The 11338-nt window shown below is 55.2% G+C and carries 12 protein-coding genes; 5 read left to right on the top strand and 7 right to left on the bottom strand.

Annotated features, from left to right (window positions below; all coding sequences use genetic code 11):
• Window positions 1-266: 266 nt before the first annotated feature.
• A complete protein-coding gene (locus tag HMPREF1051_RS01860) occupies window positions 267-722 on the bottom strand; it encodes a DUF6636 domain-containing protein (protein ID WP_003763566.1) in 456 nt (151 codons plus the stop codon).
• 31 nt (window positions 723-753) lie between these two features.
• Window positions 754-1155, bottom strand: a complete 402-nt coding sequence (locus HMPREF1051_RS01855; RefSeq protein ID WP_003763575.1) for a hypothetical protein — start codon at window positions 1153-1155, stop codon at window positions 754-756.
• Window positions 1156-1457: 302 nt separating this feature from the next.
• On the opposite strand from HMPREF1051_RS01855, the gene HMPREF1051_RS01850 reads away from it, so the two are divergent.
• The 4 genes from HMPREF1051_RS01850 (at window position 1458) to HMPREF1051_RS01835 (ending at window position 6038) form a co-directional block, all read left to right on the top strand.
• Window positions 1458-1748: a phosphopantetheine-binding protein gene (locus tag HMPREF1051_RS01850; RefSeq protein WP_003763573.1), complete on the top strand. Its 291-nt coding sequence runs from the start codon at window positions 1458-1460 to the stop codon at window positions 1746-1748.
• Window positions 1745-2779 (top strand): beta-ketoacyl synthase N-terminal-like domain-containing protein, encoded by a 1035-nt coding sequence (locus tag HMPREF1051_RS01845; protein ID WP_003763587.1) that lies wholly within the window; start codon window positions 1745-1747, stop codon window positions 2777-2779. The genes HMPREF1051_RS01850 and HMPREF1051_RS01845 overlap by 4 nt, the downstream gene beginning before the upstream one ends.
• Window positions 2761-3495 carry a hypothetical protein gene (locus HMPREF1051_RS01840; protein ID WP_036491220.1) on the top strand — a complete coding sequence of 245 codons (735 nt, stop codon included), beginning with the start codon at window positions 2761-2763 and terminating at the stop codon, window positions 3493-3495. Before HMPREF1051_RS01845 ends, HMPREF1051_RS01840 begins: the two co-directional genes overlap by 19 nt.
• Window positions 3496-3692: 197 nt before the next feature.
• Window positions 3693-6038: an MMPL family transporter gene (locus tag HMPREF1051_RS01835; RefSeq protein WP_036491217.1), complete on the top strand. Its 2346-nt coding sequence runs from the start codon at window positions 3693-3695 to the stop codon at window positions 6036-6038.
• 236 nt (window positions 6039-6274) lie between these two features.
• On the opposite strand, the gene pyrC is transcribed toward HMPREF1051_RS01835, so the two are convergent.
• The 3 genes from pyrC to HMPREF1051_RS01820 form a co-directional block, all read right to left on the bottom strand.
• Window positions 6275-7309: a dihydroorotase gene (gene pyrC / locus HMPREF1051_RS01830; protein WP_003763580.1), complete on the bottom strand. Its 1035-nt coding sequence runs from the start codon at window positions 7307-7309 to the stop codon at window positions 6275-6277.
• A 174-nt stretch (window positions 7310-7483) separates the two neighbouring features.
• Window positions 7484-8086, bottom strand: coding sequence for an NMCC_0638 family (lipo)protein (locus tag HMPREF1051_RS01825; protein ID WP_003763577.1), 603 nt, complete (start codon window positions 8084-8086; stop codon window positions 7484-7486).
• A 13-nt stretch (window positions 8087-8099) separates the two neighbouring features.
• Window positions 8100-8324, bottom strand: a complete 225-nt coding sequence (locus HMPREF1051_RS01820; RefSeq protein WP_009311572.1) for a sulfurtransferase TusA family protein — start codon at window positions 8322-8324, stop codon at window positions 8100-8102.
• A 108-nt stretch (window positions 8325-8432) separates the two neighbouring features.
• Between HMPREF1051_RS01820 and HMPREF1051_RS01815 the strand changes: the two genes are divergently transcribed.
• Entirely contained in the window at window positions 8433-9044 is a 612-nt protein-coding gene (locus tag HMPREF1051_RS01815; RefSeq protein ID WP_003763568.1) for a CNP1-like family protein, read from the top strand.
• An 81-nt stretch (window positions 9045-9125) separates the two neighbouring features.
• Here the strand turns inward: HMPREF1051_RS01815 and fumC are convergent, their stop codons facing one another.
• Both fumC and HMPREF1051_RS01805 read right to left on the bottom strand, forming a co-directional pair.
• On the bottom strand, window positions 9126-10514 hold the full coding sequence (gene fumC, locus HMPREF1051_RS01810; RefSeq protein WP_003763591.1) for a class II fumarate hydratase: 1389 nt from the start codon (window positions 10512-10514) through the stop codon (window positions 9126-9128).
• A 411-nt stretch (window positions 10515-10925) separates the two neighbouring features.
• Window positions 10926-11338, bottom strand: a 413-nt coding sequence (locus tag HMPREF1051_RS01805) for a phosphate acyltransferase (protein ID WP_003763582.1), incomplete at its 5' end; no start/stop codon positions are given.

Raw genomic sequence — 11338 nt, 5'->3', positions numbered from 1 at the left:
CTAGAATCCTCATCGCTTTGAACATCAAAAAGGAGAGGACTGATTTAGTCCTCTCCAGATTATAACTTTTCATCAACCCACTACAGTTGACAAAGAGTCTAAAAAACCTTGTCAAAACCATAAAAAAGGCTGTCCGAAATTATGTTTAAATTTCGGACAGCTTTTTTTTAGAGCTATAACAATTTCAAATTGCTTCGATAATCAAGACAACCCCATAGCAACTATATTGTTAACCCCATCAGGTAAACATACGGCCACTATATGTATTAAAACAACTTCTGCATTTTTTGGCTAACCTTAAACCCATGTTTATCTTGATTGGAGCAAGTCACCTCCGAACCAGAAGCCGTACATTGCCAGCCATTGCCTTTCACTGTTTCTCCGTCTTTCAAGATACGGGCTTTAGGATTAAAAGGAAAATCACTGTGGCAAACCATATCTGCTTTGCCGGTTTTACCTAAGAAAAATGTTCCGCCCCATTCGAGGTCGCAATCCTTGGGACGCGGTAAAACAGGTTTGCCTTTAATTTCAGTCAGACATGATATACCCTGAGCCAAATCAGATGTTTTCGCATCGCCGCCGCAATAAATCTTACCGTTTCCGGCACGAAAATCGATGTTATACAGCCCGCTATTTATCTCATTTTCAGTTCCTTCCGAAGAAGGTGCCGCAAAAGCGGCAACAGAGAAAGTGAGCGATGCCAAAATAAATAATTTTTTCATATAAAGATTCCCATATAGTGGATAACAGAGGTTAAAAACGTTTCAAGGCTTTCAGGTGCGCTTGTGATTGTTCAATGCTGCATTTAAGGATATACCAATCAGCCGCAGATTTCAGATCAGTGTCATTTGTCGGGTCAGAGCAAAGTTGCTCTTTATACTCCCCCCAAGTTTTACGCACCTTATTAAAATAAGAAGCCGGCAAACCATGTAAGGCAGTATCTTTATTCTTTACCCGTTGGTACAGTATTTTATATTGTTCATCAACCTCTTTTTCCAGACGCCCATCCAGTATATCTAGGCAATCGTAGTCAACCTCTTCAATATTTTCCAGCATGCTCTTAGGGCAAACATCTTTATTATGGGCAGCATTTTCTTGCGCATAACAAAAAGCCGTACCCATTAAAGCCACAGAGAAAAACAATACTTTTTTCACTTTTTCAATGTTCCTTAAATTTGTAAAAAATCGGCGCATTATAACCACACCGGCAGCATGATGCATAACGTATCAATGTTTAGCCATCCATATTTTATCTGCTTTTTCTAAATAAAAACCCAATCATTTTAAGTTTCTTCATTATTCAGTTTTAGCAAGACATTTGCATTTGAGCGAGATAGGCAGATAGAGGCATGATAAAATGCTGCATGAGAAATTAAAATTATATCAGTTTGGAAAACCTTAGGCCGTCTGAAAACACAAGCCGACATCCATCCCCACCCCAAACACGAAAGCAAAAAATGTCCTACACCTTTACCTTGGCAGAACACGCGCTGGAAGCGGAATTGAAAAAGCTGATCCTGCAAGAAGCCGACAAGACCGATGATGTTGCTGCTGAAGACTTTACCGACGATGCGCCGTTGTTTGGCGACGGCAGCCCTGTCGATTTGGATTCGCTCGATGCGCTGCAAATCTGCGTCGCGCTGCAACAGTATTTCCAAGTGCGGCTGCAAGGCGACCGCATGGTGCGCAAGCATATGATGTGCGTGCGCGATTTGGCGGCGTTCGTCCGCGCGGAGCATGGGGCATGAGCTGGGTTTGCGGTACGGCGGCCACCTCCGCGCTGAATCCGCAGGCGGATTTCAGACGACCCGATGCGGTATCTTATACGTTTTTAAACCAGCCGCAGCAGGCCGCTTATTTCCGCGCTTTTGCCGACGACAGCTTGGGGAGCACCGCTTTTGCGGATATTGCCGAACAACATTTGCGACGCGCCGCTGAAGATGCCGGATGGTCGTCTGAAAGCTGGCACGACGCGCCGGTGTTCATCGGTTCGAGCTCCTACGCCATCGCCGAATACGAAAACCGCCGCCGCGCGGGCAATACGGACATTGCGGAACACAGCCTGCTCTATCTTGCCGAAGATTTGCGCAAACGCAGCGGCAACCGGCAGATTTTCAGTTTGGCGACCGCCTGCACTTCGTCCGCCCATGCGCTGATTCAGGCAGACAATTGTTTGCGCGGCGGGGCGGAACGCGCCTTCGTCCTCGGTATCGAAAACCTCAACCGCCTGACCCTGCTGCATTTTCACAGCTTGGGTTTGTTTACCGAACGCTATCGGCCCTTCGGCGGCAACGGTCTGATTTTGGGCGAAGGTGTCGCCGCACTTGCACTCTCTGCCACACCGCCCGATTGCGCAGGTCGTCTGAAACTCGTCGGCCACGCCGCCAATACCGGCAACGACCTGATTCAAAGCAACAGTAAGGCATTGGAACAGGTTATCCGCCGCGCCTTAAACATCGCCGCCGTTGCACCCGAAAACATCGCCGCCGTCAAAACCCACGGCATCGGCACCGCCGACAGCGACGCCGCCGAACTGGCTGCGCTGGAAAACGTATTCGGCACCCTGCCGCCGCTGATGGCGTTCAAAGCGCAAATCGGCCACACCCTCGGCGCAACTGCCGCCCTCGAAACCGCGTTGCTCTTGTCCGCCCTGAAACAAGGCGGCGGCACCGATTATCAAGGACGCGAAATCCGGTTTTCAGACGACCTTTTCTGTCTCGCCAACCATTTCGGTTTCGGCGGCAGCAACACAGCTATGGTATGGCAATGGCAATCATAAATCCCGACATCCGCATCATTGCCGCCGCGCGTTTCGATACCGAAGCCGCCGTCGGCAACAAAATCCTCAAACAAACCTTGCAACAGCAAAGCGGCACGGACGCCCGCCGCCTCAGCCGCCTAAGCCTGATTGCCGCACTCGGCGCAGGCTTGCTGCGCGGACAAGGCGAAATCCGCCCCGATTGCGCCGTCTTCCTCGGCACGCCGTTTTCCTCGCCGTCCGTGTTTGAAAAAATGGCGGACAACGTGCTCAACCACCATGCCGCCATGCCTTTCGACTTCATCGCCAACCTGCACAACGCCCCCGTTTTTCATGCCGCACAAACCCTAGGCACGCACGGCGCGACGTTGGCGGTTGCCACCGAACGCCATTTGGAAACCCGTTTCCATCCCCTGCTGCTCGCCGCACAATCCTTGCAAAGCGGCGGACAGGCCGCAGTCGGCTGGGCATACGAACACCAAGCCACCCACGCCGATACGCGCGAAGGCAGCATTTGGATTTTGCTCGAACACGGCGCGGAACACGGCGTTCCCGTTACCTTGGGCGGACAAACTAAAGAAGCTGAAAGGCCGTCCCGTCAGGAGGCTGCGCACTCTGAAACGCAAGGATATTATTGGCAGGATGTTGCCGATATTTTAGAAACATTGTGCCTTGCCGACGGTTTGTCATCTGACGAACCCAACCCAATCATGATGGCGCGCGCAGAAATCCTGTGAGCTTGCGCACGCGAAACGTGACCCGAAATACGCCGCTGCCTCCGCGCCGACAGGTCGTCTGAAAATCCGAAACTGTCTTCTGTTTCAAACACATTTTCAGACGACCTGTTTCTTTCCCCTGCCGATTATCCATTCGGATTGTCAATGCACCCGACTTCCCCATAAAATGCCGTAGACACTTCAAACCCATTTGAAAAATGATGACTACCTACCGCCGCGCCTACACCATCTTCACCGCCCTGCTGACCCTGTTCCTCATCTACACGGTCTCCACGCAAAATTGGCTGCAAACCGACCTGACCGCGCTGCTGCCGAGCGAACAGCAGCCGGACGCGCTTTTGACGGCGGCGGACAAGGCGGGCGAAGAGCAGTTGAACACACAGGTGATTTTGCTGGCGGGCAGCAAAGACGCGGAAACGGCGTTTCAGACGACCTCCGAGATTGCGGCTTTGTGGCGTAAAAGCGGCGTGTTCGAGCAAGTGGACAGCAGCGTGACGCCCGACTTGGACAAGGTGCGCAAGGACATCGGCAAGCTGGGGCTGGCGCTGCTGCCAAACGAACAGGTGCGTCTGCTGTTTGAGCATCCGCAAGCGTATTTTCAGGCGCGGGCGGAAGCGGCGGTCAACCCGTTTGCCGCGCCCTCGCCTTTGTCTTTGGAACAAGACTGGCTGGGCTTCGGGCGTTTTGTTGCGGGCAAGGCGAATCCGCAAAGCCGTTTGCAGTGGAACATGGACAACGGAATGCTGTTCACCGAAGGCGACGACGGGAAAACTTGGGTTTGGCTGCGCGGACGGCTGGCGGCGGGCGACAATTTTTCCGGCAACGACGCCCTTCTGCCGCTGATGGCGGAAAGCCGCAAACTGGCAAAAGCCAAAGGCGCGGACACGCTGGCGGCAGGCGGCGCGCTGTTTGCCGCCGCGTCCAAAACAGAGGCGGAGCAGGAAAGCCGGCTGATGAGTACAGTCGGGATGCTGCTGACCTTCGCGCTGCTGCTGTGGGTATTCCGCAGCGTCCGCGTGTTCTGGCTGACGCTGCCTTTGGCAGCGGGGATGCTGACCGGTCTGGCGGCGGCTTTGCTGTTCTTCGGCGAAGTGCATATCCTGACCATCGTTATCGGCACGAGTTTGGTCGGGATGTTGGTGGATTTCCCGCTGCACTGGCTCGCGCCTTCGGTATTCGGCACACGGGCGAAAAACGGCAAAACGGCTTTTTCAGACGACCCCGTCTGGCAGGCAGAACCCGCCATGAAACATGTTTTGCCGAGCTTTACCGTCAGCCTGCTGATTACGGTATTGGGCTACGCGCTCTTGTGGTTCACGCCGCTGCCCGTATTGCGGCAGACCGCCGTGTTTTCAGGGTTTGCGCTGGCGGGCGCGTTTGGCGCGACGGTGTTGTGGCTGCCGCCGCTGTTTCAGCGTTACCGCGCCAAAACCGTGCCGTTTGCCGCGCTGACCGAACGGCTCTACGCGCTGTCGGGTCGTCTGAAAATCCGTCTGCACAAACGCGGCTGGCTGATGGTCGGCGGCGTGTTGCTGGCGGTCGGGCTGTGGCGCAGCGACTGGCGCGACGACATCCGCCAGTGGGTCAACATGCCGTCTGAAATGCTGGCGGAAGTGCAACGCATCGGACAGTTGAGCGGCGCGGATTTCGGCGGCAAATACTTGGTTGCCGAAGCGCCGAGCGAAGACGCTTTATTGATGAAAACCGCCGAACTCGGCCGCGCGCTGCAACCCCTCGTCGCGCAAGGCAAGCTCGTCAGCTTCCAATCTCCCGACCAGCTCCTGATGCCCGTATCCGAACAGAAAAAACTGCAAAACCGCCTGCGCGAACTGTCCAAGCTGCCCGAAAGCCGCCAACCGCTCGTCGATATCGGCATTCCGCACAAAACCCTACGCAACGCGCTGCTGCAAGCCGCCGATGCGCCGCCGCTGACGCTTGCCGATGCGCTGAAAACCGATTTGGCGGAAGCCTGGCGGCCGCTGTATTTGGGTGAAGTCGAAAAAGGCCGTTTTGCCGCCATCGTGCGCCTGAACGGCATGACCGACGACACCGCCGTCCGCTCCGCCGCGCAAAGCGTAGCGGGCGTACATTGGGCGGACAAACGCGCCCACCTGAACGACCTTTTCCACCACACGCGCAATCAGGCGGCGTGGTTGAAACTGGCATCCTACGCGCTGGCATGGCTGGTTTTATGGCGTATGTTCGGCATGAAGCGCGGCACCAAAATCCTTGCCGTACCGCTTGCCGCCGCCGTCTGCACCGTCGCCGTACTCGGTCTGGCAGGCATCCCAGTCAGCCTGTTCGCCATGTTCGGCCTGCTTTTGGTGTCCGCCATCGGCGTCGATTACGCCGTCTATGCCCTCACCGCGCGACACAGCGCACCCGCGCGGCTGGGCGGGATGCTGCTCGCCGCCGCTACTACCGCCATCTCCTTCGCCCTGCTCGCCCTAAGCGGCACGCCCGCCGTCGCCGCCTTCGGCATTACGGTCACGGTCGGTGTAGCGTTCAATATTTGGCTGGCGGGGGCTTTGTTGAAAGATTGATGTTTAAAATTTAAAAAAAACAAAAAGGTCGTCTGAAAACGGGTTGGTGCAAAATCCGCCATACCCGTTTTCAGACGACCTTTTTGACAATATCAAACGTAATCAAGCCGCTGTCTTCTTGCAGAACATAAGTGGTTTAAGAAACAGCCTCAGGATGCCCTTTATCCGCTCCCGCATCAAACCAAAATGCCTGCCCCTTTTCGGGCAGGCATTTTCATGCGGTCATGGTGTGCGGCTCAATATTTGACTGTCCAGCCTATCTCGCCGCCCGCGCGCATCGGGACAAGTTCGCCGTCGCCGTATGGGACGCTTGCGGGGACGGTTTGGCTTTGTTTGACGAGCGTTATCGTGTCGGTGTTTTCGGGAATGCCGTAGAACCTTGCGCCGTTTTTCGAGGCGAAGGCTTCGAGTTTGTCCAACGCGCCTGTTTTTTCAAACACTTCGGCGTAAAGCTCGATGGCGGTCATGGCGCTGAACATGCCGGCGCAGCCGCAGGCGTTTTCTTTGGCGGATTTGGCGTGCGGCGCGGAGTCGGTGCCGAGGAAGAATTTATGCGCCTTTTCGCCGGTAACGGCGGCGACCAATGCCTGACGGTGTGTTTCGCGTTTGAGTACGGGCAGGCAGAAATGATGGGGGCGCACGCCGCCGACCAAGAGGTCGTTGCGGTTGAGCAGGAGGTGTTGCGGGGTAACGGAGGCGGCAACGTTGTCGCCTGCTTCCAAAACCAGGCGGGCGGCTTCGGCGGTGGTGATGTGTTCAAACACGACTTTAAGATTCGGTACTTGCGCCAAAACGGGTTTCATTACGCGCTCGATAAAGGCGGCTTCGCGGTCGAAAATGTCGATTTCGGGGTCGGTTACTTCGCCGTGAACGAGGAACAGGATGCCCTGTTTTGCCATTTCTTCCAACACGGGAATGAGTTTGAACAGGTCGGTTACGCCGGAATCGGAATTGGTCGTTGCGCCTGCGGGGTAGAGTTTGAAGGCGACGATGCCGGCGGCTTTGGCTTCGCGCACCAGCTCGGGTGTGGCTTGGTCGGTCAGGTAAAGCGTCATCAACGGCTCCAACGCGCTGCCTTCGGGCAATGCCGCCATGATGCGCGCTTTGTAGGCAAGCGCGTCGGCAACGCTGACGACGGGCGGTTTGAGGTTGGGCATGATGACGGCGCGCCCCATCTGGCGGGCGGTATAGGGGGCAACGGCTTTGAGCGCGTCGCCGTCGCGCAGGTGCAGGTGCATATCGTCGGGGCGGATGATGGTCAGGGTTTGCATGGGTGTTCCTTTTTAGATTTTTGGGTTTCAGACGACCCCTTGATGTTCCCTAGGGGCTGTCAACATTTCATTTTCCCAGTGGATTTTTGTTCACAAAGCGGAAGATGCCGATTTGGAGATAAAAAGACACGGAAACTATTGAATGGCGACAGTCGCTAAGCTCGTCTGAAAAAACTATTGCACAAGGACAGGCTTGCCGTTGTAGGACTGATGCGTCAGGTAAAACACCGCCTGCACGGGCAACTGGTCGGACGGGGTGGTTTTGACGGTCAGCAGGGTTTCTTCCGGGCTGCCCGAAGCGCGCCACGCATAAGAAAGCTGACGGATCGGAACCGGCGATTCGGAGGCTTGATCGGTGCGCAATTCGTTATTCAAACCCTTCGGCGGGTTTTCCACCAACACCATAAACTGCTTGCGTATCAAGTTTTCGTCCGCCCGCGCCGTCTTCACGCTGCAACTGTCGCCGGTCAGGCTCAAATAATAATCCGCGCCGTCCTGCGTTTTCTTCCAAACGGCAAGCGCATCCGGCTCGATGAAACCTGCGGGCAGCCTGCCGATTTCTTCCGCGTTCAAAGCCGTCAGCTTTTCATTATCGGCAAAAGAGCGCACTTTATCGGCAGCTCCGTCAAAGGCGACGCAGCCTTGACGGAACAATTCCGCCGCCGCATTCGCACGATCCGCCATCTGCTCGGGCGGCACTTCTTCCCTGCCGCACGCCGTCAATAAAACGGAGAAAGCGGCAAGCGTCAAAAGCCTTGAAATCGGACGTTTCGCCATTTTCAGACGACCTCTATTTGTGTTTCACAACCAGCGTGAACACGCCGTCTTCTTCGCGCGATTCGAGCAAGACATGTCCGGTCTGACGGCAAAACGCCTCAAAATCGCCGGGCGCGCCGCCGTCGGTCGCCAACACGGTCAGGACTTCTCCCGCCTCCATTTGCGCCAAGGCTTTTTTGGTTTTCAAAATCGGCAAAGGGCATCTGAGCCCCTTCAGGTCTAAGGTGTGTGCGTTCATATTTTCCGATGTTCCGTTAACAGGATTAACATGAATTATACCGTACTTACTTGCACCCCACCCCGCCGAACCCATAAAATAAAGCCGTTTTTCACTTTGGAGCACACCATGCGCCGTCTCGCCCTCCTGACCCTCTGCCTCGCCGCCACGGCAGTCAACGCCGCCGGATTCAGCGAAAAAGATACCCCCTTCAACACACGCTATAAAGAAAGCCCCGAAGAAGCCGCAGCCCGCGAGTTTGCAGAACAAAAAACCGCACTCCCGCCGCTGCCCGACACCCAATCCGGCGACTGGTTCGACCTCTACGTCAGCGAAGACTACGGCAAACAGCCTAAAATCCTCCTCAGCAGCCTGCAAATCATGCCCTCTCCCGACGGCAGCATCCGCTACATCCTCAACGTCCGTTCCGACAAAGGCCATGACAACCTGACCGTCGAAGGCCTCTTCTGCGCCCGCTCTTCCTTCACATACGGCAAAGACAAACGCTCGTCTTATAAAGTGTTCGGCTACGGCGACACCGTCAACCGCCGCTGGATCGAGCCGCGCAAAGCCGAATGGAAACCCATAGGCTCGACCTTCAACAAAAACGACGCGATGCGTGCCGTCCTCTACCAAGCCTTCTGTATCGACGGCGTACCGAACACCACCGAAGGCCTGGTCAAACGCCTCAAAGAACGCGCCGGACGCTACGCGCCGAAAATGGTGCGCCACGACAAATAAAAGCCGTTTGACGGTTTCAAACATCAAAAAAGGTCGTCTGAAATATTTTCAGACGACCTTTGCCGTATTTCAAACCGTCAATCAGCGCGGATGAACCATATCGGCGGGGACGACCAGTTCGTCAAACTCTTCGCCTGTCAGCAAGCCCAACTCAACGGCGGTTTCGCGCAGCGATTTGTCGTTTTTATAGGCGGTTTTGGCGACTTTGGCGGCGTTTTCGTAGCCGATTTTGCGGTTCAGCGCGGTAACGAGCATCAGGGAATGGTGCAGGAAATAATCGATTTTTTCCGGTACGGGTTCAATGCCGGCGGCGCAGTTTTCGTTGAAGCTGTTGCACGCGTCGCCCAAGAGGCGGATGGATTGCAAGAGGTTGTAGGCGATAACCGGCATATAGACGTTCAGCTCGAAATTGCCCGACGCGCCCGCCATGCCGATGGTAACGTCGTTGCCGAACACTTGGCAGCACACCATGGTCATCGCTTCGCATTGGGTCGGGTTGACTTTGCCCGGCATGATGGACGAACCCGGCTCGTTTTCGGGGATTTTGATTTCGCCCAAACCGCAGCGCGGACCGCTTGCCAACCAGCGGATGTCGTTGGCGATTTTGTTCAGGCTCGCCGCCAGCGTTTTCAGTGCGCCCGAAGCGGCAACGGCGGCATCGCGTCCGCCCAAGGCTTCAAATTTGTTCGGCGCGCTGACAAACGGCAGGCCGGACAATTCGGCGAGTTTGGCGGCGGCTTTTTCGGCGTATTCGGGATGGCTGTTCAAACCCGTGCCGACTGCCGTGCCGCCCAAAGCGAGTTCGTATAAACCTTTGAGCGCGTCTTTCAGACGACCTAAGCCGTGGTCGAGCTGGGAAACGTAGCCGGAAAATTCTTGTCCCAAAGTCAGCGGCGTCGCGTCTTGCAAGTGGGTGCGGCCGATTTTGACGATGGGGGCGAATTCTTTAGCTTTTTTGTCCAAGGTGTCGCGCAGGGCTTGGACGGCGGGGATGAGGTGGCGGTTGATTTCAATCGCGGCGGCGACGTGGATGGCGGTAGGGAACGCATCGTTGGTCGATTGCGCGTGGTTCACATGATCATTGGGATGGACGGGCTGGTACGCCGCCAAACCCGTACCGGCGATTTCGTTGGCGCGGTTTGCCAGCACTTCGTTCATGTTCATATTGGACTGCGTGCCGGAGCCGGTCTGCCAAACCACTAAGGGGAACTGCCCGTCGAGCTTGCCGTTCAACACGTCGTCCGCCGCCTGCGTAATCAAATCCGCCTGCTCAGGCTTAATCCTGCCGAGGGAAACATTGGTGGCGGCTGCGGCTTTTTTCACCAGCGCCAAAGCATAAATCAACGGCTGCGGCAGGGTTTCGCCGCCGATTTTGAAATTGTTGCGGCTGCGCTGGGTCTGCGCGCCCCAATAGGCTTCAGACGGGACTTCGACATTGCCCATGGTGTCGTGTTCGGTACGGGTGCTCATGCGTTTCTCCTAAATTAAATGATAATGCAAATAATTTGCAAGCGTATTATAGCGGGCAGGAGGTCGTCTGAAAAGCGGGGGAAGGAGGTTTGAAATAAGCAGTTTCGGACGGCGTTTTGAAAGCTGAAAAGAAGATTGAGACAGACGAAGGAATTGTGTTTAACCTGTTTGGGCTATGCCAAATGTATAGTGGATTAAATTTAAATCAGGACAAGGCGACGAAGCCGCAGACAGTACAGATAGTACGGAACCGATTCACTTGGTGCTTCAGCACCTTAGAGAATCGTTCTCTTTGAGCTAAGGCGAGGCAACGCCGTACTGGTTTAAAGTTAATCCACTACAAAAAGGTCGTCTGAAAACCTTATTGATAGGTTTTCAGACGACCTGTGTTTACTTTAAAAATTCAAATCATCAGTTTGCCATTTGTTTTGCCTGAACCGCTGTCAGGGCGATGGTGAAGACGATATCTTCTACCAATGCGCCGCGGGAGAGGTCGTTGACCGGTTTGCGCAAACCTTGCAACAGCGGGCCGACGCTCAGGACGTTGGCGCTGCGTTGTACGGCTTTGTAGGTGCAGTTGCCGGTGTTGAGGCTTGGGAAAATCAAGACGGTTGCCTGACCGGCAACGGTGCTTTCAGGCGCTTTGGTTTTGCCGATTTCAGGCACGGTAGCCGCATCGTATTGCAGCGGGCCGTCGATTTCCAAATCCGGGCGTTTTTCTTTTGCCAGTTTGGTCGCTTCAATCACGGCATCGACATCAGGGCCGCTGCCTGAGTTGATGGTGGAGTAGGAAATCATGGCGACTTTAGGCGGGATACCGAAGG

Source organism: Neisseria sicca VK64 (genome assembly GCF_000260655.1).
Lineage (GTDB): Bacteria > Pseudomonadota > Gammaproteobacteria > Burkholderiales > Neisseriaceae > Neisseria > Neisseria sicca_B.
Note: the sequence above shows the minus strand (reverse complement) of the source record. Positions and strands in the feature narration are given on the sequence as shown.

Bases quoted from the DNA above. Each gene is read 5' to 3' on its own strand.
- HMPREF1051_RS01840 (WP_036491220.1), top strand. From the start codon at position 2,761: ATGGCAATGGCAATCATAAATCCCGACATCCGCATCATTGCCGCCGCG.
- HMPREF1051_RS01815 (WP_003763568.1), top strand. From the start codon at position 8,433: ATGCGCCGTCTCGCCCTCCTGACCCTCTGCCTCGCCGCCACGGCAGTC.
- fumC (WP_003763591.1), bottom strand. From the start codon at position 10,514: ATGAGCACCCGTACCGAACACGACACCATGGGCAATGTCGAAGTCCCG.
- HMPREF1051_RS01850 (WP_003763573.1), top strand. From the start codon at position 1,458: ATGTCCTACACCTTTACCTTGGCAGAACACGCGCTGGAAGCGGAATTG.
- pyrC (WP_003763580.1), bottom strand. From the start codon at position 7,309: ATGCAAACCCTGACCATCATCCGCCCCGACGATATGCACCTGCACCTG.
- HMPREF1051_RS01845 (WP_003763587.1), top strand. From the start codon at position 1,745: ATGAGCTGGGTTTGCGGTACGGCGGCCACCTCCGCGCTGAATCCGCAG.
- HMPREF1051_RS01835 (WP_036491217.1), top strand. From the start codon at position 3,693: ATGATGACTACCTACCGCCGCGCCTACACCATCTTCACCGCCCTGCTG.
- HMPREF1051_RS01860 (WP_003763566.1), bottom strand. From the start codon at position 722: ATGAAAAAATTATTTATTTTGGCATCGCTCACTTTCTCTGTTGCCGCT.
- HMPREF1051_RS01820 (WP_009311572.1), bottom strand. From the start codon at position 8,324: ATGAACGCACACACCTTAGACCTGAAGGGGCTCAGATGCCCTTTGCCG.
- HMPREF1051_RS01825 (WP_003763577.1), bottom strand. From the start codon at position 8,086: ATGGCGAAACGTCCGATTTCAAGGCTTTTGACGCTTGCCGCTTTCTCC.